Consider the following 26,304-nt stretch of genomic DNA (forward strand, 5'->3'; position numbering starts at 1 on the left):
CTCGTGAATATGTGGGTTGCGCCATCCTTCCATGGACCCATTGGGAACGCGATGTCCGCTTCCCGCCGGTGGGCGCGGCGTCCGCGCGGCACGGTGGTCCCATGACGACCTACGTGCCCCGCCCCATCCCCGCCCCGGTCGTCGGCGAGCTGCTCGCCGCCGACGACGCCGGGCGTCCCGCCGCGCCCTTCACCGAGACGGAGGGCGGCGACCCGCTCCGCTGCTGTCTGCGCCGCAGTGCACCGGGCGACCGGATCGCCCTGGTCAGCTATGCCCCGCTGCGCCGCTGGGCGGCCGGGACGGGGGCCGACCCCGGCGCCTACGACGAGCAGGGTCCGGTCTTCGTCCACGCCGAGGGCTGCCCGGGCCCGGTCCGGGAGGACCCGCTGTCCCTCCCCTTCACCGACGCCCACCGCACCCTGCGCCGCTACTCCTTCGCCGGCCGCATCCTCGGCGGCCGTCTGGTGGAGCCCCCGGCCGACTTCCACCAGGCCCTCACGGAGGCGTTCGCCGACCCGGAGGTGGCGCTGGTGCACGTACGGGCGGTGGAGTACGGGTGCTTCCTCTATGAGGTGCGGCGGGCGTAGACCGGCCGACCGGAGGGCTGTGACCGGGGCGACTATGCATGACCATGCGTTGTGCTGCATACTCTTTCCATGTCCAAGGTCCTCACTTCCCTTCCGGTCGGCGAGCGCGTCGGCATCGCTTTCTCCGGCGGCCTCGACACCTCGGTCGCCGTCGCCTGGATGCGCGACAAGGGCGCCGTCCCGTGCACCTACACCGCCGACATCGGTCAGTACGACGAACCCGACATCGCCTCGGTGCCCGGCCGTGCGCACACCTACGGTGCCGAGATCGCACGCCTGGTCGACTGCCGGGCGGCACTGGTGGAGGAGGGCCTGGCCGCGCTGACCTGCGGCGCGTTCCACATCCGCTCCGGCGGGCGCGCCTACTTCAACACCACCCCGCTCGGCCGCGCGGTCACCGGCACCCTGCTGGTCCGGGCGATGCTGGAGGACGACGTCCAGATCTGGGGCGACGGCTCCACCTACAAGGGCAACGACATCGAGCGGTTCTACCGCTACGGCCTGCTCGCCAACCCCAACCTGCGGATCTACAAGCCCTGGCTGGACGCGGACTTCGTGACCGAGCTGGGCGGCCGCAAGGAGATGTCGGAGTGGCTGCTGGCGCACAACCTGCCCTACCGGGCCAGCACCGAGAAGGCGTACTCCACCGACGCCAACATCTGGGGCGCCACCCACGAGGCCAAGACCCTGGAGCACCTGGACACCGGCGTGGAGACCGTCGAGCCGATCATGGGCGTCCGGTTCTGGGACCCGTCGGTCGAGATCGCCCCCGAGGACGTGGCCATCGGCTTCGACCAGGGCCGGCCGGTGACCATCAACGGCAAGGAGTTCGCCTCCGCCGTCGACCTGGTGATGGAGGCCAACGCCATCGGCGGCCGGCACGGCCTGGGCATGTCCGACCAGATCGAGAACCGCATCATCGAGGCCAAGAGCCGCGGCATCTACGAGGCGCCCGGCATGGCCCTGCTGCACGCGGCCTACGAGCGCCTCGTCAACGCCATCCACAACGAGGACACCCTCGCCCAGTACCACAACGAGGGCCGGCGCCTGGGCCGTCTGATGTACGAGGGCCGCTGGCTGGACCCGCAGGCCCTGATGATCCGCGAGTCGCTCCAGCGCTGGGTCGGCTCGGCGGTCACCGGCGAGGTCACCCTGCGGCTGCGGCGCGGCGAGGACTACTCGATCCTCGACACCACGGGCCCGGCGTTCAGCTACCACCCCGACAAGCTGTCCATGGAGCGCACCGAGGACTCCGCGTTCGGCCCGGTGGACCGGATCGGCCAGCTGACCATGCGCAACCTGGACATCGCCGACTCGCGCGCCAAGCTGGAGCAGTACGTCGGCCTCGGCCTGATCGGCACCGGCAGCCCCACCATCGGCGCCTCGCAGGCGGCCGCGACCGGGCTGATCGGCACCATGCCGGAGCTGCCGGAGGGCGGCGCCGAGGCCATCGCCTCCCGCGGCGCGGTCTCGGAGGAGGACGCGCTGCTGGACCGCGCGGCGATGGAGTCCGGCACGGACTGACCCGCTCGCGAGCGACAACGGCACGGCCCCGGCGGTGAACAACCGCCGGGGCCGTAGCGCGTCTGGGCGCGGGGAGGGTTACTTCTCGGACAGCTCCGCCGCCACCAGCTCCGCGATCTGCACCGCGTTCAGCGCGGCACCCTTGCGGAGGTTGTCGTTGGAGATGAACAGCGCGAGGCCGTTCTCGACCGTCTCGTCGCGGCGGATCCGGCCGACGTACGACGGGTCCTGGCCGGCCGCCTGGAGCGGGGTCGGGATGTCGGAGAGGGCCACACCCGGCGCCTTCGCCAGCAGCTCGGTGGCGCGCTCCGGCGAGATCGGGCGGGCGAACCGGGCGTTGACCTGGAGGGAGTGGCCGGAGAACACCGGGACGCGCACGCAGGTGCCGGAGACCTTCAGCTCGGGGATCTCCAGGATCTTGCGGGACTCGTTGCGCAGCTTCTGCTCCTCGTCGGTCTCGTTCAGACCGTCGTCGACGAGGTTGCCCGCGAAGGGCAGCACGTTGAAGGCGATGGGGCGCTTGTAGACCTGCGGCTCGGGGAAGTCCACCGCCGCGCCGTCGTGGGTCAGCTTGTCGGCGTCGGCGACCACCTTCTGCACCTGGCCGTGCAGCTCGGCCACGCCCGCGAGGCCCGAGCCGGACACCGCCTGGTAGGTGGCGACGACCAGCGCCTCGAGGCCCGCCTCCTCGTGCAGCGGCTTGAGCGCCGGCATCGCGGCCATCGTGGTGCAGTTCGGGTTGGCGATGATGCCCTTGGGGCGGTCGGCGATCGCGTGCGGGTTCACCTCGGAGACCACCAGCGGCACCTCGGGGTCGCGCCGCCACGCCGAGGAGTTGTCGATGACGACCGCGCCCTGCGAGGCCACCTTCTCCGCCAGCGCCTTGGAGGTCGCGCCGCCCGCCGAGAAGATCACGATGTCGAGGCCGGTGTAGTCGGCGGTCGCCGCGTCCTCCACCGTCACGCCGTCCAGCACGGAGCCGGCCGAGCGGGCCGAGGCGAACAGCCGCAGCTCCGTCACCGGGAAGTCGCGCTCCACGAGGATCCTGCGCATGACCGTGCCGACCTGACCGGTGGCTCCGACGATTCCGACCCTCACGGCGACTCCCTCTGTGTATCTCTTGCATGACCGGGGCTTTTCCATCATGCGGCCGACCCCGGTCCACCTGTCCAATTCTTTGCACAGCGTGCCCGAAGGATGGGACACGGGGGCTCCACGGACGGTTCCGCACCTTCGCCGACGACCCCGCTGAGCTGGAGAAATTCCCTCCGCCGGGGGACCGGGCCGCAAGCTGTGCTGTCCCGCCCCTGCCCGTGCCGCCCACCCGCACACGGCGGTGTGACGTACGCCTCCCGCGCACGCCTCCCGCGCACGCCCCCGCATACGTCCCCCTGCCGTCCCGGGTCAGCTCTCCTTCGAGCGCGCGTAGTGCCGGGAGGCCTTCGCCCGGTTGCCGCACGCGGCCATCGAGCACCAGCGCCGGGTGCCGTTCCGGGAGGTGTCGTAGAAGTGCAGGATGCAGCTGCCCCCGGCGCAGCTGCGGATCCGCTCCGGGCCGCGGGCCAGCAGGTCCAGGTAGTCGCGGGCGGCGAGCCAGGCGGGGGCCCAGGAGGGGTCGGCGAACTCGGGCTCCTCGGCGGGGCCGGTGGCGGTCAGCCGGGCGCGGATCCGCCCGTGCGCCAGGACCGCGTCCACCAGCGGCGCCGCCTCGGCCGGTGAGCCGTCCACCGCGGCGCGGATCGCGTCGCGCGCCTGCCGCAGATGCTCCAGCGCCTCCGGGCTCGCGGGGTGCGCCCCGGCCAGTCCGTTGCTCGCCAGCCAGACCGCGAGCCCGTCGGTGCCGGCGAGCAGGTCCTGGACGGCGCCCTCCCGGTTCCAGCGGGTGTTGAGCAGGTCCAGCGCGAGCGGCTCACCGGTGAGCGGGCGGGGGTCACGGGCGGCGGCGGTCATCGGTCACTCCCTCTCCTCTAACCCCTCAAGGGTACGTGACCGGTTGACGCGCGCGCCTCTAACTGTCTAATGTTATTTACGACGGTTAGATGCCGTCGCCTGTGACGCCCTCCGCCCCTTCCGAAGGGAAGAACCATGACCCTGCGCCCCGCGCACACCGGCCTGAACGTCACCGACCTCGACCGCTCGCTCGCCTTCTACCGGGACCTCCTCGGCTTCACCCTCCTCGCCGAGGGCAAGGACGAGGACCGGCGGTACGCGATGCTGGGCGAGCCCGGCGGACAGCCCCTCGTCACCCTCTGGCAGCAGGCCGAGGGGTCGTACGACCGCGGCCGCGCCGGACTGCACCACCTCGCCTTCTCGACGGACTCGGTCGAACGGGTCCGGCAGTACGAGACGGCGCTGCGCGCCCACGGCGTGGAGTTCGCCCACGAGGGCGTGGTGGCCCACCGCGAGGGCGGCACCTCGGGCGGCATCTTCTTCCACGACCCCGACGGCATTCGCCTGGAGATCGCCGCCCCGCTCGGCGCCGAGGCCGCGCCTGCCCCGCACGCGTCCGCACCGACCTGCGGCTTCTTCTAGAGATGGCCGGCTATCACGCGGGTTCGCGGACCCTCCAGGACCGGCTCGGCGTCCGCGACCGCGCCGACCACGTGGGCCGCTCCCTCGGCCAGGACATCAAGCCCGTCGCGGCGGCCTTCCTGGAACTCCAGCCGCTGCTGGTCGTGGCCGCCGCGGCCCCGGAGACGGGCCGGGTGTGGGCGTCGGCGCTCACCGGCACCCCCGGCTTCGTCCGGGCGACCGGCCCCCGCCGGATGTCCGTGCACACCCCCGGCCCGTCCGCACATGCCCCCGGCCTGTCCGCACCCGCCTCCGGCCCGTCCGCGCGCCCACCCGGCCGGCTCGAAGACCCCCTCGCGACGGCCCTCGGAACGCCCGGCACCCCGGTCGGCACCATCGCCCTCGACCCCCGCACCCGCCGCCGGATGCGGCTCAACGGCCGGCTGCGGCCGACCCCGCGCGGCTTCACGGTGGAGGCGGACCAGGTCTTCTCCAACTGCCCGAAGTACATCCAGCGCCGCGAGGGATACCGGACGGTCCCCGGCCGCACCCCCGGACCGCCCCGCCGGCTGACCCGGCTCGGCACCGCGGAGGCGGACTTCGTCCGGGCCGCCGACACCTTCTTCCTCGCCACCGTGCACAGCGCCGGCGCCGACGCCAGCCACCGCGGCGGCAACCCCGGCTTCGTCCAGGTCACCTCGCCCACCGAGCTGACCTGGCCGGACTACCCGGGCAACGCCATGTTCCTCACCCTCGGCAATCTGCACACCGACCCGCGGGCGGGGCTGCTCCTCCTCGACTGGGAGACCGGCACCACCCTCCAGCTCACCGGCCGGGCCCGCACCGAGTTCTCCGCCGACGGCGCGCGCACGGTCCGCTTCACCCTCGCCGAGGCCCGGCTCACCCCCGCCGCACTGCCGCTGCGCTGGGCGCCGCCCGAATACTCACCGGCGAATCCGGACATCACGCGCTAACGTCCCGCTATGCGACGGAACTTGAGGGTGGCGGCCTACGCCGTGTGCGTCCGCGACGGACAGCTCCTGCTCGCCCGCTCACCGGGGCCCGGCGGCGTCCCCGAGTGGGTGCTGCCGGGCGGCGGCATGGAGCACGGCGAGGACCCCTACGACACCGTCCGCCGCGAGGTCGCCGAGGAGACCGGTTACCACGTCGAGGTGACCGGGCTGCTCGGCGTGGACTCCTTCCGGACCACCCTGGGCAGGACCGCCCTGGACCGGACCGACCACCACGCCCTGCGGCTCGTCTACGAGGTGGCGGTGACCGGCGGCGAACTCCGCTACGAGATCGGCGGCTCCACGGACTTCGCCGCCTGGCAGGACCTGGCCGCCGTACCCGCGCTGAACCGTGTCCCCGTGGTCGACACCGCACTCCGGCTGTGGCGCGAACGCCCGCCGCACGGACGGCTGGAGAACCACCCCCTACCCCGGTAGATGAACGACGAATGACCGTCCCCCGGCCGGCCGCGATCCGCTCCCCGTCCACTCCATGACCAGGCCCCCGACCCCGTGATCCACGTACGGAGTTCGGCGCTGCGCGTTGCGGCCGCGTTCACGCACAGGTCATCCCCGCTGCCAACGATCCACAGTGAGCGGGGCGTTCGCGTCCGCGACGTCCCGCGGCCACTGCCGACGCGTTCGCACTCGGGGAGACCGCGCCATGTCGCGCACACGTACCGACACCACCTCCGCCGTGGGGGTCCACCGCCGTACCGTCCTCGCCGCCGCCGGAGCCGTCTCGCTCTCCGCGGGCGTCGGCTACGCCCTCCGCCCCACCGACAGCCAGGCCGCCACCACCGCCGGCACCGACGCGGAGACCCCCGTCGCCCACTCCCGGCAGGCCGCCCCGGCGACCCCCCTCGCCCCCTACACCAAGGGCACCACCCTCACCGCGACCGCCGCGGCCGGCAGCGGCTCCGGCTACCGGCGCCTCGGTGACGGCCCCGGCTGGCGGCGGGTGGTGCGCGGCGAGCTGGCCGCCGCCAAGGCCGGACGCGCCGAGCGCCGTACCGCCCTCGCCGCGTTCGTGCAGTTCACCGACCTGCACCTGATGGACGTCCAGCACCCGCTGCGCTGGGAGTTCCTGCGCTCCTACGACCGGCACGCCTGGCGCCCCCAGGAGGCGCTGACCGTGCCCGGCGCCATCGCGCTCGTCGAACGGGTCAACGCGCTGCGCGGCGCCCCCGTCACCGGCGCCCCGCTGCACTTCGTCATGACCACCGGCGACAACACCGACAACAACGCCCACTCCGAACTGGAGTGGTTCATGAAGGTGATGAGCGGCGGCCGCATCACCCCGAACACCGGCGACCCCCGGCACTACGAAGGGGTCCAGAACAGCGGCCTGAAGCTGTTCTGGCAGCCCGGCGCCGCCGTCCGCGACCACGACAAGGCGCTCGGCTTCCCGCAGCTGCCCGGCTTCCTGGACGCCGCGATCCGGGAGGTGCGCAGCCCCGGCCTCAACCTGCCCTGGTACTCCACCGTCGGCAACCACGACGCCCTGCCGCTCGGCGCCTACGGCTCCCACGGCGACCCCTACCTCGCCGAGGCGGCCGTCGGCGGCAGGAAGCTGATGGAGGTGCCCGCCGCCGACGCGAAGAAGCTGGAAGCCGCCATCAACAACGGCACCGACCCCAAGGGCAGCATCTACCGCGACTTCCTCAAGGCCCACGCCCGCTCCATGCGCTCGGTCACCCCGGACGAGCGGCGGGCGCCGTACACCCCCGCCGACTACCTGAAGGCCCATCTCGACCCCGCCTACCGGGGCCACGGCCCGGTAGGCCACGGCTACTCCTCGGCCAACCTCGCCGCGGGCACCCAGTACTACGCCTTCCGGATCTCCGAGGACGTCATCGGCATCAGCCTCGACACCACCGACCCCGGCGGCCACTACGAGGGCTCCGTGGGCACCGCCCAGCTGAACTGGCTCGACCGGACGCTGAAGGAGAACAAGGACGCGTACGCCGTCGTCTTCAGCCACCACACCAGCACCTCGATGGAGAACACCCGCCCCGACCCGGCCCGCCCCCGCGAGAAGCGGCACGGCGGCGCCGAGGTGGTGTCCCTGCTCTCCTCCCACCGCAACGTGCTGGCCTGGATCAACGGCCACGTCCACAAGAACGTCGTCACCCCGCACCGGAGCTCCGGCGGGCACGCCTTCTGGGAGATCTCCACCGCCTCCCACATCGACTTCCCGCACCTCGCGCGGGTCATCGAGCTGACCGACAACAAGGACGGCACGATCTCCGTGTTCACCACCCTCATCGAGTCGGCCGCCCCGCACCGCACCGACTTCACCGACCTCTCCCAGACCGGCCTCGCCGCCCTCTACCGGGAACTCGCCTACAACGCCCGCGGGGGCAGCACCAGCCTCGCGGGCACCGCGGCCGACCGGAACACCGAACTGGTGCTGAAGAAGGGCTGAATCCCGTTCGACCGGACCAACGGCCGGCAACCTTCGCGCACCGGACTCGTTTTCCTCCCCTGACACCACACGGTTCACAGGCTGGGGGAAGACATGCGCGTACGCACGACTGTGGTGGCCGCCACCGCCGTCCTCATGACCACGGCCGCCCTGGCGGGCCCCGCGGTGGCCTCCGGGACCGGCAGGGCGGACACCGACGGCCGCCACACCGGCACCCGGCGGGCCGTCGAGGCGGCGGTGGCGGCCGGCGTGCCCGGCGCCACCGCCACCGCGCAGGACACCCACGGCACCTGGTCCGCCACCGCCGGCGTGGGCGACCTGGACACCGGCGCGCCGCGCTCCCCGGCCGACCGGTACCGCGTCGGCAGCATCACCAAGACCTTCGTCGCCACCGTCCTGCTCCAGCTGGAGGCGGAGGGCCGGCTCTCCCTGGACGACACCGTGGAGCACTGGCTGCCCGGAGTCGTGCGCGGCCACGGCCACGACGGCGGCAGGATCACCCTGCGCCGCCTCCTCGACCACACCAGCGGCATCCACGACTACACGGCCGACCAGGACTTCGACCACGACGTGTTCACCGCGGACGGCTTCCGCCGGCACCGCTACGACACCTACACCCCGGCCCGGCTGGTGGCCGTCGCCCTGCGGCACGCGCCGGACTCCGCCCCCGGCGCGGCCTGGCACTACTCCAACACCAACTACGTCCTCGCCGGCATGGTCATCGAGAGGGTGACCGGGCACTCCTACGCCGAGGAGATCACCCGGCGCCTCATCCGGCCCCTGCACCTGACGGCCACCTCGCTGCCCGGCACCCGGGTGACCGTCCCGCACCCGAGCAGCCGCGCCTACTCCAGGTTCACCGACCCGACGGGACCGGCCTACGACGTGACCCTCCTCAACCCCTCCCTGGCCTCCTCCGCGGGCGAGATGATCTCCAGCTCCGCCGACCTGGACCGCTTCTACGGCGCCCTGCTGGGCGGCAGGCTGCTCCCGGCCGCCCAGCTGAAGGAGATGAAGACCACCGTCCCGACCGGCGCCCGGAACACCGGCTACGGCCTCGGCCTCATGGACGAGGAGCTGAGCTGCGGCGTCCACGTCTGGGGCCACAGCGGCGGCATCCACGGCTCCGTCTCCCGGGCGGCGACGACGGCCGACGGCCGCCACTCCCTCGCGCTGAACCTCAACGGCGACTGGGCCGGCCCGGACGCGGTCCTGGAGGCCGAGTACTGCGGCGGCTAAGTGGCGGGATGCGTGTGCTGGGTGCCCTGTTGTACGGCGTACACGGTCGCGGAATCCCGGGCCGTGTTCGTCTGCCGCAGGGCCCCGCCGCGCGTCCCGCCCCCGGGCCCGCCGTCGGCGGCGGCCGCCGTGAGCCGGGCCAGCGCGGCCCGGGCCGCCGGGTCGTCGCGCAGGCGCGCGGCCAGCTCCAGGGCCCAGTAGGCGAGCAGCGTCCGCCGTACCCCCTCGGGGTCCGCGGCCGCCCGGACGAGGTCCGCGTTGCCGTCGAGCTGCGCCTCCAGCGCGGCCCGGCGGCGCCGGTCCGCCGGACGGAACAGCGCGACGACCGCGCTCCTCGTCTCCTGCCACAGATCGGTGGCCATCGCCGCGACCACGGCGGCGGCCCCCGCCTCGGCCAGCACGGTCAGTTCGTCGCTCACCACGGCCTCCTCACGGCCTCTTGCTGATCCGGATGTGCTGGTCGCCGTACTGGGTGGCGTAGACGGCGCCGTGCCCCGACGCCTTGTTGACCATCTTCCCGCCGGCCGGGGCCTGCCGGACCGGCTCCGCCCGTTCCGCCTGCTCCGCCTGCTCCGGCGGCAGCGGCCCGCCCGGCAGGTGCAGCCAGGCGTCGGAGGTGTGCTCCTTCACCGCGCAGGTCACCCTGCGGAAGTCCTCGGGATAGAGGCCGAGATGGCCGTGCCGCACCGTCTCGTCGTAGAAGTGCCGGGACAGCAGCAGCGACGCGGGCACCGTGTCCGGCGCCCCGGCCAGCGCCGCCCGCGCGGGCGGCGCGTCCAGCAGCCGGGCCAGGACCTCCAGCGCGCCCCCGGCGACCTCCCCGGCCGGGCCGACGTGGACGTCACCCGCGTGCAGGGCGATCCGGACCCGGATCCGGGTCAGCGGTGACGCCCCGCGGTTGTGGGTGCGCAGCCGGACCACCAGTTCGGGGACGAGCGGATGCACCAGGGTCGCCTTGCGGGTGCCCGCCGGCGTCGTCACCCGCAGGCCGTCACCGAGGTCGTGCCGCAGGCACGCGTCCCAGTCGATGCCGCTCGCGGTGAACGCCTCCCGGAGCATCTCCGACAGCCGCGCCCGGATCTCCAGCAGCGCCCGGTCCCCGCGCCCCGCGGACCGCTCGACATCCACGGCCAGTACGGCCCGGTACTCCAACTCGGTTTCCATGCACCCTACTTCGGCTCGGCGACGGCTGGGGTACAACCCAGTCTGCCCGCCCCGGGCCGCGCACAACTCGTCGTAATACGGGGTTGCACGGGGATACTGGGGGGCATGGTGGACGGCACGCGTTCCGTGCCGCGCGGGCCGGCCGTGCGCCGCCCGCGCGAGGAGTGGGACTGGCCTGCGCCGAGCCTGCTCGGCAGCCTCGGCGAAGACGCCCGCGCGCGGCTCCTGACCCTCGGCGTACGGGCCCGGTACGACCCGGACCGCATCCTCATGCGGGAGGCGGACCACACCGACTTCGTGCTGATCCTGCTCGACGGGGTGGTCAAGGCCACCGGACGCACCCAGGACGGCCGGGACGCGCTCCTCGCCGTACGGATGGGCGGCGACCTGGTCGGCGAACTCGCCGCGCTGGACGGCGATCCCCGCTCGGCCACGGTCACCACCTGCGGGCCCGTCGTCGCCCGCATGGCGACCCGGGCCGCCTTCCTCGACTGCCTGCGCCGCGAACCGCGGATCGCGGACGCCGTCAACCGCTCCGTCGTGGCCAAGCTGCGCTCCGCCAACGCCCACCGCATCAACTTCACCGGCTGCGACGTCGGCACCCGGCTGGCCCGGGTGCTGCACCACCTGGCGATGACCTACGGCGAGCGGGCCGGCGCCGGAGCGGTGATCCACTGGCCGATCACCCAGCCCGAACTCGCCACCCTGGCCGGCGCGGCGGAGCCCAGCGTGCACAAGGCGCTGCGCCGGCTGCGCCGGGCCGGCGCCGTCTCCACCGGCTACCGCACCGTCCGCGTCGACGACCTCGCCCGGCTGCACGCCATCGCCTACCCGGAACCCTGAAGTCCGCAACTCGCTTGTGCAGAAGTCGTGTTGGTCGCCCCTTGGGTTGCCGAAAACCGTACTTTGACGAGAGTCGGGGACGGCGGCGTGGCTAGCGTGGCGCCACGGCACCGGCGCGGTCCGGTGCGATCAGCGCGTATCGGGGGTTCCCATGGCGAACAGGGATGCGGACGATGCCCGGAGGGCGACCGGAGCGGACGCGGAGGACGGGGCGCGGGGCGGACCGCGGTCCGAGCGCCGGATCGACATCGCGGGCGACGCCGGCGGCCCGGTGGTCGCGGGCGACCACAACGTCGTCATCGACGCCCAGCACGGCTCCACGGTCACCCTGCTCATGGAGGGCGAGCGGCCCCGGCCGGTGCGCCGCGACCGGGTGGCCCTGCTGCCCCGGCGGCAGGCGGCACCGCTCGGCCGGGACAGCGAACTGACCCGGCTCGCCGCCGCCGTCCGCGACGGCGGCCCGGTCCAGCTGTGGGGCGCGCCCGGCGTCGGCAAGAGCACCCTGCTGCGCCACGCCGCGCGCACCCTCACCCCGGAACGGGACGGCGTGCTGTTCCTCGACGCCGCCCGGCGGGAACCCGAGGACCTCGCCCAGGACATGTTCGAGGCCTGTTACGAGGCCCGCGGCTACGCCCCCTCCAGCCCCGAGCTGCGCCGCCTCATGACCGGCCTGCGCATCACGGTCTACGTCGACAACGCCGAGTTCTCCGCGGAGGGCCTGCGCACCCTGATGGACGCGGCCCCGGACGCGACCTTCGTCGTCGCCGGCCGGGACCGGACGCTGCTCGGCGACGGCACCGCCCTGCGCCTGGACGGCCTCGGCCGGCCCGCCGCGCTGGACCTGCTCGCGCGCGAACTGGGCCGGCCGGTGACGGCCGGACCCGAACAGCACACCGCCGCCGACCTGTGGGAGACCGCGTCCGGCCGGCCCCTGCTGCTGCTCCGCGCGGCGGCCCTGACCCGTCTCGACCCGTCCGGCACGACCGCCCTGCCCCGCCCCGGCGAGGTGGGCGACCTGCTGCCCCTGCTGCTCGGCCGGCTGGACGCGCCGCCGCTGCGGGTGCTGCGGCTGCTGGCGACCCTCGACGACGCCACGCTCGACGCCGGTCACATCGGCGCCCTCGGCGACATCACCGACACCCCGGAGCTGTGCGGCCGGCTGGTCGCCCTGGGCCTCGCCGAGCAGACGGAACGCGGCTACCGCGCCGTACCGGACGTCGTACCGGCGCTGCGCGAGCGCCACCCCGAGCCGTTCTCCTTCGAGCTGCTCTGCGAGCACTTCGCCACCTGGATCGCGCGCCCGTCCACCACCGCCGCCCAGGTCGAACAGCACGCCCGGGCCTTGGAGGTGGTGGCCGAGCTGGCCGAGGAGGCCGGCCGGGCGGACCTCGCGGTGCGGATCGTACGCGCCGCCTCCCCCGCACTGGCCCGCTCGCTGCGCTTCGGCGTCTGGGGTCGCCTGCTCGACCGCGGACTGCCCGCCGCCCGGCAGGCCGGCGACCAGCAGGCGGTCGCGTACTTCACGCACGAGCAGGGCATCCGTTCCCTGCTGACCGGCCGGCGGGTCATGGCGGCGGTGCTGCTGGCGGAAGCCGCCGTCCTCTGGCGCCAGCTCGGCGACCTGCACGGCGCCCACGCCGCGGCGGGCGCCCAGCAGTACGTGCCGGCACACGCCGGCGGGACACCGGGCCCGGTGCCGCACACGGACGGCGGCGCGCAGGCCCTGGGCTCCTCGGGTCCGGGCCCCGACCCCGCCTCCGCCCACGCGGCGGGCGCACACGGGGCCGGTGCCCATGGCGCGGCGGCGCCGGGGGCCGGGCCGTCGGCTCCCTCGGCTCCGTCGGCACCTTCCGGCCCGTCCGCGGGCCCGGGAGCGGGGACGCACCAGGCCGGCGCGCACCATGCGGCGGCCCAGCAGACCGGGCTGCACCAGGCGGGCGCGGGCAAGGCGGCCGCGGCGAAGGCGGGGGCCGCCAAGGCAGGGGCCGCCAAGGCCGGCGGTGCCGCGGCGCACTCCGCCGCGGCGGCCCACGCGAGCGCCTCGGCGGCGACCGGTGCGGCCGGGACCGCTGCCGCCGGGACCGGTGCGGCGGGAGCGGGGGCCTCCGCCGCGGCGGGCGCGGCCGGGGTGTCCGCCGGGGCCGGGGCCTCCGCCGCCGGGCTCGCCGCGCTGATGAAGGTGATCGCGGTGATCGTCGCCGTGGTCATCGCCGGAACCGCGATCCACCAGGCGCGGGCCTCGCACGACGGCGGCTCCGAACAGACCCCGACGGGCCTGGCCGGGTTCTGGCGGGGCAGCGACGGCGCCACGTACGAGTTCAAGGAGGCGGGCAGCGGGTCGTACACGTCCAGTGGGCAGGACGCCTGCGGCACCCAGTCCACCACCACGTTCACCGGCAGCGGCGGGACCTACTCCGCCCAGCGGCCCATCTACGACACTTCCGGCGGCTCCTGCGGATCGCTCCTCGGCGAGGCCACCACGACGATCACCCTCATGGGTGAGGACAGCGCCAAGGTCACCACCACGATGACATCCAGCTACCAGGAGGGCGTGCAGTGCTTCAGCTGCGGAACGCTCTTCCTGACCCGCGAGCAGTGAGCGACCACGAGGAGGCCCCATGGCCCGCAACACCGTCCGGATCGGCGGCGATGCCCACGGCCCGGTCGTCGCAGGGAACGACAACAAGGTCGAGATGCGCCAGGACACCCCGCCCGAGGCCGCCGAAGGAGCCGGCGCGCCGACCCAGAACAACACGGCGAAGGACCACGGCACGGTCTTCTCGGTCATGAACGGGGAACTTCACATCCACCACGACCACGACCGCAGAGACCACGGCCGCGCCCCGGAGTCATCCAGCTGACTTCGATATGAGATGCGCCGTTCATCCGTACGAAATATCCGTACCGCCTCATATCGGCTAACCCGCTTTTCACGGGGATGGCTCGATTTGTGTGCAAGGCGGGTGGTCGTGTGCGGACGAGGCACGGACTGCGGGTGCTGTCGGTCTACGAGGGTTTCTTCTCCGGAGGAGCCAGGATCGTCCACACCGATGTCGTACGGGGACTGGCCGAGGGCGGCCAGTCCCACCGGGTGCTCAGCATCCATGGAGAGGTCCACCGCGAGGCCACCCGGCAGCGCATGGAGGACGACCACTGCTACCGGGCGCTGACCGCCGACGGGATCGGCGTGACCTCGCTGGGCCGCAGCGCGGGCCTGGTGGACGGCGACCTGGCGGCGCATGCTTTCAGCGGGCCGGAGCTGGCCGAAACGGCACGGGTGACGGCCGGTGCGGACGTGATCCTCTCCCTCAAGGAGCAGCCGCTGGCCCTCCTCAACCAGGCCGGGCTGCCGCGCCGCCCGGTCGTGGTGTGCCTGCACCGCTCCGACCCGCAGAACCAGGGCCCCGCCCTGGACGAGCTGAAGGCCGCCATCGCCGACGGCACCGTGGTGGCGGGTGTCTGCTGCGCCGAGTCGACCCGGGCGGCGTACGAGGCCGCGGGCATCCCGGCCGAGCTGCTGCACGTCATCCCGAACGGCGTCGACCTGCTCCGGTTCCGCCCGGACCCGGCGGCCCGGCTCGCTTTCCGGACCTCCCTGGGGATCGCCCCGGCCGCCCCGGTGGTCGTGTTCGCGGCCCGGTACGCCGCGATGAAGAACGTCCCGCTGTTCCTCGCCGCCGCCCGGACCTGGCTGGCCCGGGAGGGCGGCGGGCACGTGGTGATGTGCGGGGCCGGGATGACGGACGCCAACCCGCAGCTGCGGGCCGACGTCGAGGCCGCCTTCGCCGGGGACCCCGCCCTGGCGGGCCGGGTGCACCTGCTCGGCGTACGGCACGACATGGAGGCCGTCTACGCCGGTGCCGACGTCGTCGCCCTGACCTCGGTCTCGGGCGAGGCGGCCCCGCTGTGCCTGATCGAGGGCATGATGTGCGGCGCGGTCCCGGTGACCACGGACGTCGGCGACAGCGCCTCGATCGTCACCGGGCACGGCCTGGTCACCCCGCCCGACCCGGGCGCGATCGCGCTCGCCTGGGAGGCGGCGGTCGCGGGCCGGGTGGAACTCGGCGCGGCGCTGGAGCGGAGCCGGGAGCGGTTCAGCCGTACGAGGATGATCGCGGCGTACGCGGCCCTGCTCGACGGGGTGTACGCCGCGCACGTCGGCGGCTCCGGCTCGGTGCTCCCGGTCCAGTAGTCCCGGCTCGGCCGTCCCGGTTCAGTAGATCCGGTTCAGTAGGTCCGGTTCAGGACCGGGAGGTAGCCGAGCGACTGGCCCGGTGCCGTCGGGTGGTACGACTCGGTCAGGGCCATCAGGTCGACGCTGCGCAGCCAGGGGTGCGGGGAGCAGATCTCGTGCCCGGCGAAGGCGGCCCGGACGTCGGCGAAGGCGAAGCCGTGGTCGGCGGCGCGCTTGGCGATTATCTCGTCGAGATGGTCGACGGCGTCGTTGACCGCGGCGCGCACGCTGTCCGGCAGACCGATCCGGCAGGTGCCGTGCAGCCGGTACAGGTGCGGATAGCCGAGCACCACGACCCGGGCGGCGGGGGCCCGGTACCGGATCGCTGTGTAGAGCCGGTCGAGGTCGGCCGCGAGCGGCCCGTCGACCGTGCTGCGGGCGCCGGCCAGCGCGAACATGCAGGGGGTGGTGCCGCCCAGCGCGCAGGCCGCCATCGCGGCGGCGAACCCGGCGTCACTGCCGCCGACGGTGAGGGTGACCAGCCGGGTGCGCGGGCCGAGCGCGCCGATCTGGCCGCTCAGCACGTCCTTGGTCCGGGCGCCGTTGCAGGCGAGGAAGGCGAACGACGCCGTCCGGTGGGTCTGCGCCCACAGGGCCGGGTAGGCCCGGCTGCTGCGCTTGCAGCCGGCGCCTTCGGCCAGGTAGTCGCCGGCGCCGACACCGGAGGAGTAGGAGTCGCCGAGGGCCACATAGCCGGTGATCGCCGGGGGAGCCGCCGCACGGGCGGTCGCGGGGCCGGCGAGAACGTAGGCGGCGGCGAGCAGGAGGGAGGAGGCGCACGCCACTGTCCGGGACTGTCGCATGAGTCGGGTGTATCGCGGCCCGGGGGCGGCCGCCCGCCCCGCTCCTCCGTTCAGCGCTCCCGGCTTGCCGGACCGCGGCGGCCGTGCCGCGACCGGAGCGGTGCGCCCCCGGCGGTGTGCGGCGGGGCGGCGCGGGGCGGTGGCCGCCGCCCCGACTTCACCCGGGCGGCCGTCACCCGCCCGGCGGAGCCGCGGTTGCCCCCGGACGGGCTCCCGGGGGCGTGGCGGGCATACGAGGAGGGGCCACCGGTGCAGCCCGGTGGCCCCTCCTCTCCCCTCCTGGTGCGCGGCCTCGTCGTCACTACCGGGGCAGCACCACGACATACGCGGCCGGGTCGCGGTCCGCGGCGGCCATCAGGGCGGTGCGCACGACCGCCGCCTGCTGTTCCATCCCGTCCCTGAGCTTCTTCGGGGTGATGTACACGACCGTGATGCCCAGGCGTTCCAGGTGCTCACGCTTGCGGGCGTACTCCGACCACAGGGCGTCCTCGTCCTGGCGCGGTGCCCGGGTGTCGAGTTCGACGGCGACCGCCTGGTCCGGCCAGTAGGCGTCCAGGCCGCCCAGGTGCGGTCCGCCGGGCAGGCGCAGGTCGACGTTCCAGACCGGGTCGGGCAGGCCGTACTCGCGGACCATCCGGTACAGCCGGTCCTCGGCGATCGAACGGCCCTCCGCCAGCAGGGAGTCCACCGCGTCCACCACATGGGGGCGGCTCAGCAGCTTCGCCTGGGTCAACTCGCGGACGACGGCGGCCGGTTCGCAGTGGCCGCCGCGCACCGCCTCGGTGAGCAGCCGGCGTACCGCGTCCGCGTCCGTCAGCTCCATGACCGCGTCCGCCAGCGCGCGCGGCACCGGCGCCACCGGCAGCCCGCCCGCGGCGCGGGGCGCGGGCAGGGCCGGGGTGCGGATGACCCGGACGTAGCCGGTGGAGCGCAGCCGGCGCAGCCGGGGCACCAGGACGTCGACATGGTCCAGGGAGGACACGGGCGGGGTGGCGGAGAAGCCGTGCAGGGTGAGCGCCGCCAGGCCGGTGAGCATCGCCTCCGGATAGAGCGCGCGGTGCGGGTCCTCGGCCGTGGGCTGGGCCGGGACGCCCGGCACGGACTCGCGGGCCGCGTACAGCAGGGCCCCGTGCAGCCGCTCCTCGCTCGTCGGCGGGCCGGGGTGGAGGAGGACCACGTTGGGGAGCAGCAGCTGCCAGGGGCCGTCGGCGCGGCACTGCTCGTTCAGCTCGGCCGTGGTGACGCCGTGGGAGCGGAGCTGGGCCGTCGTCAGGACGCGGCGGTGGACCTCGGAGAGGTGGCGGAGCGGGCGGGGGGAGAGCGGGGTGTTGTGCGTCATGGCCTCGGGATTCCCGCACCCGGTCCCCTCTTTAACCGCTGTTACACGGTCGTCGATGAATGCGCACAAGACGGGACTAAAGGTCAGGTGTTCGGATGCCGATCAGCCGCCGAAAACCCCTGGTCCACATGGGGTGGACCAGGGGTTACGGGTGCGATGGAACGAATTCCGTAACGGTGACCGGCCGCCAAAGCTCAGGCCAAAGCTCAGGCCTCAGGTCGAAGCCGGCGGCTTCCGGTCGCCGTGGAGGACTGGAGGACTGGAGGAGTGGAGGATCAGTCCCCGACGGCCGCCGTCGCGTCGCACGCCTGGGCGCGCAGCGCACGGGCCAGGTCGTCGCGGGCCTCCAGGACCAGCCGGCGCAGCGCCGGGGCCGCGTCCTGGTGGGCGTCCAGCCAGGCGTCCGTCGCGTCGAGGGTCTCCGGGCGGTCCTGGTACGCCGGGAACAGCCCGCGGACCACGTCCATGCCGATCTGGATGGACCGCTCCCGCCAGATCCGGTCGATCGCCGCGAAGTACTTCTCCGCGTACGGCGCCGTCAGTTCCCGCTGCGAGGGCTGGTCGAAGCCCGCGATCGTCGCCTCCACCAGCGCGTTGGAGAGGGTGTCCGACTCCACCACCTGGGCCCAGGCCTGCGCCTTGACCGCCGCCGAGGGGCGGGCGGCCAGGCAGCGGACCTGGTGGCGCTTGCCGGACGCCGTGTCGTCCCGGGCCAGTTCGGCCGCCAGCACCGACTCGTCGGCCGCGCCGTGCGCCGCCAGCGGCTGGAGGAAGGCCCAGCGCAGCTCCTGGTCCACCACCAGGCCGTCGATCGTGGTGGTGCCGTCCAGCAGGTCCTTCAGCAGCGCCAGGTCCGGCTCCGCGAAAGCCACCGAGGCGAAGAACCGCGCCCACGCCAGCTGGTGCTCGCTGCCCGGTTCGGCCGCCCGCAGCTCCCGCAGCGCACCCTCGGCCAGCTGCGCCTCACCGGTCGGCCGCCAGCCCGGCGTCGCGTAGTGCGTCAGCGCGGTGGTCGCCCAGGCGTGCAGCATCTGGAGCACGCCGATGTCCGACTCGCGGCCCGCGAACCGCAGCACCAGCCCGATGAACTCCCGGGCCGGGAACAGCGCGTCCCGGGTCAGGTTCCACAGCGCCGACCAGCACAGCGCGCGGGCCAGCGGGTCGGTCAGCGCGCCCAGGCCGGAGCGGAGCGTGTCCAGGGAGGTCTCGTCGAAGCGGATCTTGCAGTACGTCAGGTCGTCGTCGTTGACCAGCACCAGGTCCGGCGCCGCCGCACCCGCCAGCTCCGCGACCACCGAACGCGGCCCCTCCACGTCCGTCTCCGCGCGCGCGTACCGCTCCAGCGCCCCCTCGGGCGTACGGCGGTACAGGCCCACCGCCACCCGGTGCGGGCGCTCCTCCGGGTACGCCTCCGGGGCCTCCTGCACCACCGCCAGCTCGGCCACCCTGCCCTCGGGGTCCAGCAGCACCTGCGGGGTCAGCGCGTTCACCCCGGCCGTCTGGAGCCAGGAGCGGGCCCATGCCGACATGTCCCGGCCGCTGGTCTCGCCGAGCACCGACAGCAGGTCGCCGAGGCGCGTGTTGCCGTACGCGTTGCGCTTGAAGTAGCGACGGGCGCCCTCCAGGAACGCGTCCTGCCCGACGTACGCCACCAGCTGCTTGAGCACCGAGGCGCCCTTGGCGTAGGTGATGCCGTCGAAGTTCAGCTTGGCGTCCTGGAGGTCGCGGATGTCCGCCGTGATCGGGTGGGTGGAGGGCAGCTGGTCCGCGCGGTAGGCCCAGGCCTTGCGCCGGTTGGCGAAGGTGGTCCAGGCGTCCTTGAAGCGGGTCGCGCCGACGCATCCGAAGGTGCCCATGAAGTCCGCGAAGGACTCCTTCAGCCACAGGTCGTCCCACCACACCATGGTGACCAGGTCGCCGAACCACATGTGCGCCATCTCGTGCAGGATGACGTTGGCCCGGCCCTCGTACGACGCCTGCGTCACCTTCCCGCGGAAGATGTACTCCTCGCGGAAGGTCACCAGACCCGGGTTCTCCATCGCGCCCAGGTTGTACTCCGGCACGAAGGCCTGGTCGTACTTGCCGAACGGGTACGGGTAGTCGAAGTGCTCGTGGAAGAAGTCCAGGCCCTGCTTGGTGATCAGGAAGACGTCGTCCGCGTCGAAGTAGGGCGCCAGCCCCTTGCGGCACATCGCGCCGAGCGGGATCTCCAGCTTCGTGCCGTCCTCGAGGGTGCGGGTGTAGGAGTCCGTCACATAGTGGTACGGCCCCGCCACCACGCAGGTGATGTACGTCGAGATCGGCTTGGTCTCCGCGAACCGCCAGACCCCGTCCGTCAGTTCGCCGGCGCCGTTGCTCCACACCGTCCAGCCCTCCGGCGCCCGCACCTCGAACCGGTAGGGCGCCTTCAGGTCGGGCTGCTCGAAGGTGGCGAAGACCCGGCGGGCGTCGGCCGGCTCGTACTGCGTGTAGAGGTAGACCTCGCCGTCCTCCGGGTCGACGAAGCGGTGCATGCCCTCGCCGGTGCGGGAGTAGGCGCACCGGGCGTCCACCACCAGCTCGTTCTCCGCGGCCAGGTCCTCCAGCGCGATCCGCGCGCCGTCGAAGACCTCGCTCGGGTCCAGGTCCCGGCCGTTGAGCGAGACGGCGGTCACGCTCGGCGCGATGAGATCGGCGAAGCTGGTCGCCCCCGGCTCGTTGCAGCGGAACCGGATGGTGGTCACCGAGCGGAAGGTGCGCGGCTCCCCGTTCCCCTCGCCGACGGCGGACCTGAGGTCCAGGGAAACGTCGTACCCGTCGACGGACAGCAGGGCGGCCCGCTCCCGGGCCTCGTCGCGGGACAGGTTCTCACCGGGCACGGGCGGTACTCCCTCGGGGCGTCTCGAATGGTGAACAGCACCGATCCTGCCATGAGCCCCTGACGCCGCACAGCAGGGAATGTCCGGGGCGAGCGGGGACGTTGCCCAGGTTGTTCACCGGTGAACCGCCGCCTCGCGAGGAGAGACATGTCGGAGAAGACCCCCGTCGACTTCTGGTTCGACCCGCTGTGCCCGTGGGCCTGGATGACCTCCCGCTGGGTGCTGGAGGTGGAGAAGGTCCGCGACATCGAGGTCCGCTGGCACATCATGAGCCTCGCCGTCCTCAACGAGGACAAGCTCGACGAGCTGCCCGAGCAGTACCGGGAGATGCTCGCCACCAAGGCCTGGCAGCCGGTGCGGGTGGTCACCGCCGCCTGGCAGCGGCACGGCGAGGATGTGCTCGGCCCGCTGTACACGGCGCTCGGCACCCGCATCCACAACAACGGCGAGGGCCCCACCCTGGAGGCCATCGCCGGCGCCCTCGCGGACGTCGGCCTGCCCGCCGAGCTGATCGACTACGCCGAGCAGCAGGACTTCGAGTACGAGGCCGAGCTGCGCGCCTCCCACAAGGAGGGCATCGAGAAGGTCGGCCAGGACGTCGGCACCCCGGTCATCGCGGTGCCCGGCGCGGACGGCGAGCAGCTCGCCTTCTTCGGCCCGGTCGTCACCCCCGCGCCCAAGGGCGAGGAGGCGGCCCGGCTGTGGGACGGCACCCTGGCGGTGGCCTCGGTGCCGGGGTTCTACGAGCTGAAGCGGACCCGGACCAAGGGCCCGGACTTCAGCAACCTGTAAGACGGCGCGCACACAGAGGGGAACCCCCGCGAGTCACGTCCTCGCGGGGGTTCCCCCTTTTTCTCCGCCGTGCCGACGTGAAGGGTGAGAAGACGATCACGAGGCAGGGCGGCGTTCTCAGGGCGCGAGCAGCAGGGCGTTGCCGCGCTCCTTGGCGGCGGCGTAGCGCTTCGCCACGTCCTGCCAGTTGACCACCTGCCACATCGCCTCGATGAAGTCGACCTTCTGGTTGCGGTACTGGAGATAGAAGGCGTGCTCCCAGGCGTCGAAGACCAGGATCGGGGTGGCGCCCTGGCCCACGTTGCCCTGGTGGTCGTAGACCTGCTCCACGATCAGCCGGCCGCTCAGCGGCTCGTACGCGAGGACGCCCCAGCCGGAGCCCTGGGTGGTGGCCGCCGCCTTGGACAGCTGGGCCTTGAACGCGGCGAAGGAGCCGAAGGACTCCTTGATGGCCTCCGCCAGCTCGCCCACCCCGTCGGCGGCCAGCGGCTCGCCGCCGCCCTCCTTCGGACCGGTCATGTTCTGCCAGTAGATGCTGTGCAGGATGTGGCCGGACAGATGGAAGGCCAGGTTCTTCTCCAGGCCGTTGATCGCCCCCCAGGACTCCTTGTCCCGCGCCTCGGCGAGCTGCTCCAGGGTGTCGTTGGCGCCCTTGACGTAGGCCGCGTGGTGCTTGTCGTGGTGCAGCTCGATGATCTCGGGGCTGATCACGGGGGCGAGCGCGGAGTGGTCGTACGGCAGGTCGGGCAGCGTGTAGACGGGCATGGGTGACCCCCTCGGGAAGCTTATTGCAAATAACTTGCAAGAGCACGCTACCAACAACAAGCTTCGGCCAACAGAAAGGCCCCCGCGTGTCCTTCGACGCGGGGGCCTGTTCGGTGCGGCGGGGGCTCAGCCCTTGGCGCGCGCCCGCTGCCGGAGGTAGCCGACGGCGGCCAGGGCCAGGGTCATCCCGCCCGTCGAGTACAGCTGGATCCGGGTGTCCGGCTCCCGGGCCATCAGCACGAAGATCGCGACCATGCCGGCCAGCGCCACCCAGGTCAGCCACGGGAACGCCCACATGCGGACCACCAGCTTCTCCGGGCTCTCCCGCTCGATCCGGCGGCGCAGCAGCAGCTGGGAGACGGCGATGAACATCCAGACGACCAGGATGACCGCGCCGATCATGTTCAGCAGCCACTTGAAGGCGCCGTTGGGGCTCCAGTAGCTGAGCAGCACGCAGACGAAGCCGAGGACGCAGGAGGTGAGGACCGCGATCCGCGGCACCCCGCCGGACAGCTTCGCCAGCGCCTTCGGGCCCTGGCCGCGCTCGACCAGCGAGAAGGCGATGCGCGAGGAGCCGTAGATGTTGGCGTTCATCGCGGACAGCAGGGCGGCGAAGACGACCACCTTCATCAGCTGGCCCGCGCCGGGGATGCCGAGGTGGTCGAGCGTGGCGACGTACGGGCCCTTGGTCACCACGTCCGCGGAGTTCCACGGGACCAGGGTGACGACGACCGCCATCGAGCCGATGTAGAACAGGGCGATGCGCCACATGGCCGTGCGGACGGCGGACGCCACGCCCTTGACCGGGTTCTCCGACTCCGCCGCGGCGATGGTGACCGTCTCCATGCCGCCGTAGGAGAAGACGGACGCGAGCAGGCCGATGATCAGGCCGTCGCTGCCGTGCGGGAGGAAGTCGGTGAGATGCGAGGTGCCGGGGGAGTCCGTGCCGGGCAGGACGCCCGCGATGGCCAGCGCGCCCAGGATCAGGAAGAGACTGATCGCGCCGACCTTCAGCGCGGCGAACCAGAACTCGAACTCGCCGAAGTTCTTCACGGCGGCCAGGTTCGACCCGCAGAACACCGCCATGAACAGGGCCACCCACATCCACTGCGGGGTGCCCGGCACCCAGCCCTGGACGATCTTCGCGGCGCCGATGCCCTCCAGGCCGACGGCCGTGCACAGCAGCACCCAGAACGACCAGCCGGCGGCGAAGCCGGCCCAGGGGCCGATGGCCCGCTCGGCGTGCGCGGAGAAGGAGCCCGACGACGGATACGCGGCGGACATCTCGCCGAGCATCCGCATCACCAGCATCACCAGGAGGCCGGAGAGGGCGTAGGCGATCACGATCGACGGACCGGCGGCGGCGATGCCCGCACCGGAACCGACGAACAGTCCCGCGCCGATGACCCCGCCGAGGGCGATCATCGACAGATGGCGCTGCTTGAGGCCATGCGAGAGGGAGGCGCCCTGTTCCTGGGGCGGTGTCTCCGTGGTCGTGCTGCTGGGCATGGGCGCGGCTCTCCCGATGCAGAGGGGCAATAGGCTGGTAAAGGAGCCCACAGTCTCGGCCCCCTGTCCGTATAGACGAAGAGCTTGCCCACTATCCGGACGGCCCCCGCACCCAGGGTGAGGGCCCGGTCACGCGATCGCCGGGCGGGCTCGCGATGCGGCACTTTGGCGGAATCCCACAGTCCGACTCCCTGGCCGAGAAGTGAGCGGAACGGCACTGCCTCCGTGACCGTTGTCACGCCGATGCAGGTGTAAGCACCACGTTTTGTGTGAAGCGTACGAACGCGCTGATCGCCCCTTTGTCGAGCGCCGACGGTGATCGCCGCGTGGACGCTGGGATAGCGTCACGGTGTCCCGACATGTCCACACCACCCCGCGGAGTCCCCATGAGCACCGCCACCGCCCTCGCGCGCCCCGGCGCAGTCCTCGCCGACCTGCTTCCCGCGTCCCGGGTCCGCGACGCGGCCCTTGTCCTCGGCGGCGCCGTGCTCACCGGCCTCGCCGCACAGCTGGCCGTCCCGGTCCCGGGTTCCCCGGTGCCGGTGACCGGGCAGACCTTCGCCGCGCTGCTCGTCGGCACCGCGCTCGGCGCTCGCCGCGGCTTCCTCTCCCTCGCCGTGTACACGCTCGCGGGGGTCGCCGGGCTGCCGTGGTTCGCGGGCGGCTCCGCCGGCGCGTCCTCGGTCACCTTCGGCTACATCGTCGGCATGCTGCTCGCCTCGGCGCTCGTCGGCGCCCTGGCCCGGCGCGGCGCCGACCGCTCCCCGTGGCGCATGGCGGGCGCGATGATCCTCGGCGAGGCCGTCATCTACGCCGTCGGCGTGCCCTACCTGGCCGTCGCCGCCGGTCTGCCGCTGTCCCGCGCCGTCGCGCTCGGCCTCACCCCGTACCTGCTCGGCGACGCCCTGAAGGCGGCCCTGGCGATGGGCGCGCTGCCCGCCGCCTGGAAGCTGGCCGGCAAGCGGGGCTGACGCCCCGGTACGCGGCGACGGCCGCACGCTCCGACGGAATCCGTCGAAGCGTGCGGCCGTCGCCGTATGTGCGGGGTGGATCAGCCCACGGACACCTTGTCCGTCCGGGCCTCGACCGCCTCGGCCCGCCGGCCCTTGGCGATCTGCTCCTTGACCAGGGCGATCACCAGCACGACCGCGGCCACGCCCAGGGACAGCAGCACGGTGGTACGGCCGCTGCTCTCTCCCTTGGTGTCGGTCAGCATGTAACCGAGCACGAACACGATCAGACCGGCCGTCGCCCAGGTCAGGTACGGGTACAGCCACATCTTCACGACGAGCTTCTCCGGCGCCTCACGCTGGATGATCTTGCGCATCCGCAGCTGCGAGAAGCAGATCACCAGCCACACGAACAGGGCGACCGCACCGGAGGAGTTGACCAGGAAGAGGAAGATCGTCTTCGGGTAGGCGTAGTTGAAGAAGACCGCGACGAAGCCGAAGACGACCGAGGCCAGGATCGCCGCCATCGGCACACCGCGGGAGGTGGTCCGGGCGAACGCCTTCGGCGCGTCACCGCGCTGGCCAAGCGAGAAGGCCATACGGGAGGCCGTGTACAGGCCCGAGTTGAGGCAGGACAGCACCGAGGTCAGCACGATGAAGTTCATGATCTGACCGGCGTGCGCGATCCCGAGGGAGTCCAGCGCGGCGACGTACGAGCCGTTCTTCGCGATGGAGGCGTCGTTCCACGGCAGCAGCGAGACCACGACCAGGATCGAACCCAGGTAGAAGACGCCGATACGCCAGATGATGCTGTTGGTCGACTTGGTGACCGCCGCCTGCGGGTCCTCCGACTCGCCGGCCGCCAGGGTCGCGATCTCGCTGCCCATGAAGGAGAAGACGACCAGCAGGACACCGGTGAGGATCGCGCCCGGACCGTGCGGCAGGAAGCCGCCGTGCGAGGTCAGGTTGGAGAAGCTTGCCTTGTCGGCGTGCACACCCGGCAGCACGCCGAACACGGCGAGCAGACCGATGACGATGAACGCGCCGATCGCGACGACCTTGATACCGGCGAACCAGAACTCGAACTCGCCGTAGGAGCCGACGGAGACCAGGTTCGTGGCCGTCAGGACGGTCATCACGATGAGCGCCCATCCCCACTGCGGTACAGCGGGTATCCAGCCCTCCAGGATCTTGGCGCCGGCAGTCGCCTCGACGGCGAGCACGACGACCCAGAAGAACCAGTACAGCCAGCCGATGGAGAAGCCGGCCCAGCGGCCGAGCGCCCGGTCGGCGTGCGCGGAGAAGGAGCCGGAGGTCGGGTTGGCCGCGGACATCTCGCCGAGCATCCGCATCACGAGGACGACCAGGGTGCCGACGAGGGCGTAGGACAGCAGAATTCCGGGGCCGGCCGTGGCGATGCCCGAACTGGAGCCGACGAAGAGTCCGGCACCGATCACACCACCGATGGCGATCATCGACAGATGGCGGTTCTTGAGGCCTGCTTGAAGTCCGGAACCAGGGGTCATGGACGGAGTTCCTTTGCGCCGGTGGAGCGGATCCCGTACGAGCGGGGGTGCCTTGGTGGGGCGGGAGTACGGGGTTCTCGCATGAGCGGTGTACGAGTCGGTCCAGTGAATCCGAGGCGAACGAATTCGGGAACCTCTGAATCCGTATCGTTACTTGAGGTTCCCTTGAGGTTCTATGGTTCGGCTCACATTTTTCCGGCGTATTTCGGCAGGCTTCCCCGG

Annotated in this window: 23 protein-coding genes; 13 read left to right on the top strand and 10 right to left on the bottom strand. The window is 72.7% G+C overall.

The features are described 5' to 3' along the window. Positions 1 to 101: 101 nt before the first annotated feature. Both ACWCV9_RS16500 and argG read left to right on the top strand, forming a co-directional pair. A complete protein-coding gene (locus ACWCV9_RS16500) occupies positions 102 to 587 on the top strand; it encodes a DUF1203 domain-containing protein (protein ID WP_450787278.1) in 486 nt (161 codons plus the stop codon). Between the two features lie 69 nt (positions 588 to 656). After that, positions 657 to 2,111 (top strand): argininosuccinate synthase, encoded by a 1,455-nt coding sequence (argG, locus tag ACWCV9_RS16505; protein WP_450787279.1) that lies wholly within the window; start codon positions 657 to 659, stop codon positions 2,109 to 2,111. A gap of 78 nt (positions 2,112 to 2,189) precedes the next feature. Here the strand turns inward: argG and ACWCV9_RS16510 are convergent, their stop codons facing one another. Both ACWCV9_RS16510 and ACWCV9_RS16515 read right to left on the bottom strand, forming a co-directional pair. Next, entirely contained in the window at positions 2,190 to 3,209 is a 1,020-nt protein-coding gene (locus ACWCV9_RS16510; RefSeq protein ID WP_450787281.1) for an aspartate-semialdehyde dehydrogenase, read from the bottom strand. Between the two features lie 306 nt (positions 3,210 to 3,515). Continuing rightward, positions 3,516 to 4,061 carry a CGNR zinc finger domain-containing protein gene (locus ACWCV9_RS16515; RefSeq protein WP_450787283.1) on the bottom strand — a complete coding sequence of 182 codons (546 nt, stop codon included), beginning with the start codon at positions 4,059 to 4,061 and terminating at the stop codon, positions 3,516 to 3,518. Between the two features lie 135 nt (positions 4,062 to 4,196). Here ACWCV9_RS16515 and ACWCV9_RS16520 point away from each other — a divergent pair, with 135 nt between their 5' ends. The 5 genes from ACWCV9_RS16520 (at position 4,197) to ACWCV9_RS16540 (ending at position 9,299) form a co-directional block, all read left to right on the top strand. Next, positions 4,197 to 4,643, top strand: a complete 447-nt coding sequence (locus ACWCV9_RS16520) for a VOC family protein (RefSeq protein ID WP_450787284.1) — start codon at positions 4,197 to 4,199, stop codon at positions 4,641 to 4,643. Between the two features lie 2 nt (positions 4,644 to 4,645). Further along, positions 4,646 to 5,596: a pyridoxamine 5'-phosphate oxidase family protein gene (locus ACWCV9_RS16525; protein ID WP_450787286.1), complete on the top strand. Its 951-nt coding sequence runs from the start codon at positions 4,646 to 4,648 to the stop codon at positions 5,594 to 5,596. Between the two features lie 9 nt (positions 5,597 to 5,605). Then, positions 5,606 to 6,070, top strand: a complete 465-nt coding sequence (locus ACWCV9_RS16530) for an NUDIX hydrolase (RefSeq protein ID WP_450787287.1) — start codon at positions 5,606 to 5,608, stop codon at positions 6,068 to 6,070. Between the two features lie 226 nt (positions 6,071 to 6,296). Further along, entirely contained in the window at positions 6,297 to 8,060 is a 1,764-nt protein-coding gene (locus ACWCV9_RS16535; protein WP_450787289.1) for a TIGR03767 family metallophosphoesterase, read from the top strand. 93 nt (positions 8,061 to 8,153) lie between these two features. Next, positions 8,154 to 9,299 (top strand): serine hydrolase domain-containing protein, encoded by a 1,146-nt coding sequence (locus ACWCV9_RS16540; RefSeq protein ID WP_450787291.1) that lies wholly within the window; start codon positions 8,154 to 8,156, stop codon positions 9,297 to 9,299. Here the strand turns inward: ACWCV9_RS16540 and ACWCV9_RS16545 are convergent. Continuing rightward, positions 9,296 to 9,718: a hypothetical protein gene (locus ACWCV9_RS16545; RefSeq protein WP_385848124.1), complete on the bottom strand. Its 423-nt coding sequence runs from the start codon at positions 9,716 to 9,718 to the stop codon at positions 9,296 to 9,298. The two genes, ACWCV9_RS16540 and ACWCV9_RS16545, sit on opposite strands and share 4 nt — an antisense overlap. 10 nt (positions 9,719 to 9,728) lie before the next feature. Further along, positions 9,729 to 10,463 carry a hypothetical protein gene (locus ACWCV9_RS16550; RefSeq protein ID WP_450787292.1) on the bottom strand — a complete coding sequence of 245 codons (735 nt, stop codon included), beginning with the start codon at positions 10,461 to 10,463 and terminating at the stop codon, positions 9,729 to 9,731. Positions 10,464 to 10,568: 105 nt separating this feature from the next. On the opposite strand from ACWCV9_RS16550, the gene ACWCV9_RS16555 reads away from it, so the two are divergent. The 4 genes from ACWCV9_RS16555 (at position 10,569) to ACWCV9_RS16570 (ending at position 15,498) form a co-directional block, all read left to right on the top strand. After that, a complete protein-coding gene (locus tag ACWCV9_RS16555; protein ID WP_450787294.1) occupies positions 10,569 to 11,306 on the top strand; it encodes a Crp/Fnr family transcriptional regulator in 738 nt (245 codons plus the stop codon). A gap of 151 nt (positions 11,307 to 11,457) precedes the next feature. Further along, positions 11,458 to 13,905, top strand: a complete 2,448-nt coding sequence (locus ACWCV9_RS16560; RefSeq protein WP_450787296.1) for an ATP-binding protein — start codon at positions 11,458 to 11,460, stop codon at positions 13,903 to 13,905. 19 nt (positions 13,906 to 13,924) lie between these two features. After that, the gene (locus ACWCV9_RS16565; RefSeq protein ID WP_450787298.1) at positions 13,925 to 14,167 is read left to right on the top strand and encodes a hypothetical protein; all 243 of its coding nucleotides are present in this window, start codon (positions 13,925 to 13,927) and stop codon (positions 14,165 to 14,167) included. Positions 14,168 to 14,277: 110 nt separating this feature from the next. Continuing rightward, a complete protein-coding gene (locus ACWCV9_RS16570; protein WP_450787300.1) occupies positions 14,278 to 15,498 on the top strand; it encodes a glycosyltransferase in 1,221 nt (406 codons plus the stop codon). 35 nt (positions 15,499 to 15,533) lie between these two features. On the opposite strand, the gene ACWCV9_RS16575 is transcribed toward ACWCV9_RS16570, so the two are convergent. From ACWCV9_RS16575 to pepN, 3 genes are all read right to left on the bottom strand, one after another. Continuing rightward, positions 15,534 to 16,343, bottom strand: a complete 810-nt coding sequence (locus tag ACWCV9_RS16575) for an SGNH/GDSL hydrolase family protein (RefSeq protein ID WP_450787302.1) — start codon at positions 16,341 to 16,343, stop codon at positions 15,534 to 15,536. A gap of 301 nt (positions 16,344 to 16,644) precedes the next feature. Further along, the gene (locus tag ACWCV9_RS16580) at positions 16,645 to 17,682 is read right to left on the bottom strand and encodes a hypothetical protein (RefSeq protein ID WP_450787304.1); all 1,038 of its coding nucleotides are present in this window, start codon (positions 17,680 to 17,682) and stop codon (positions 16,645 to 16,647) included. A gap of 275 nt (positions 17,683 to 17,957) precedes the next feature. Beyond that, on the bottom strand, positions 17,958 to 20,540 hold the full coding sequence (pepN, locus tag ACWCV9_RS16585; RefSeq protein ID WP_450787306.1) for an aminopeptidase N: 2,583 nt from the start codon (positions 20,538 to 20,540) through the stop codon (positions 17,958 to 17,960). Positions 20,541 to 20,687: 147 nt separating this feature from the next. On the opposite strand from pepN, the gene ACWCV9_RS16590 reads away from it, so the two are divergent. Continuing rightward, a complete protein-coding gene (locus ACWCV9_RS16590) occupies positions 20,688 to 21,332 on the top strand; it encodes a mycothiol-dependent nitroreductase Rv2466c family protein (RefSeq protein WP_450787308.1) in 645 nt (214 codons plus the stop codon). A gap of 117 nt (positions 21,333 to 21,449) precedes the next feature. On the opposite strand, the gene ACWCV9_RS16595 is transcribed toward ACWCV9_RS16590, so the two are convergent. Together ACWCV9_RS16595 and ACWCV9_RS16600 are read right to left on the bottom strand one after the other, a co-directional pair. Then, positions 21,450 to 22,097: a superoxide dismutase gene (locus tag ACWCV9_RS16595; RefSeq protein ID WP_450787310.1), complete on the bottom strand. Its 648-nt coding sequence runs from the start codon at positions 22,095 to 22,097 to the stop codon at positions 21,450 to 21,452. Positions 22,098 to 22,223: 126 nt separating this feature from the next. Further along, positions 22,224 to 23,606, bottom strand: a complete 1,383-nt coding sequence (locus ACWCV9_RS16600) for an amino acid permease (RefSeq protein ID WP_450787311.1) — start codon at positions 23,604 to 23,606, stop codon at positions 22,224 to 22,226. 386 nt (positions 23,607 to 23,992) lie between these two features. Here ACWCV9_RS16600 and ACWCV9_RS16605 point away from each other — a divergent pair, with 386 nt between their 5' ends. Continuing rightward, positions 23,993 to 24,577 carry a biotin transporter BioY gene (locus ACWCV9_RS16605; RefSeq protein WP_450787313.1) on the top strand — a complete coding sequence of 195 codons (585 nt, stop codon included), beginning with the start codon at positions 23,993 to 23,995 and terminating at the stop codon, positions 24,575 to 24,577. An 80-nt stretch (positions 24,578 to 24,657) separates the two neighbouring features. Here ACWCV9_RS16605 and ACWCV9_RS16610 read toward each other — a convergent pair whose 3' ends face one another. Continuing rightward, the gene (locus tag ACWCV9_RS16610; protein ID WP_450787315.1) at positions 24,658 to 26,082 is read right to left on the bottom strand and encodes an amino acid permease; all 1,425 of its coding nucleotides are present in this window, start codon (positions 26,080 to 26,082) and stop codon (positions 24,658 to 24,660) included. Positions 26,083 to 26,304: the final 222 nt, after the last annotated feature.

Source organism: Streptomyces sp. NPDC001606, assembly GCF_053596835.1.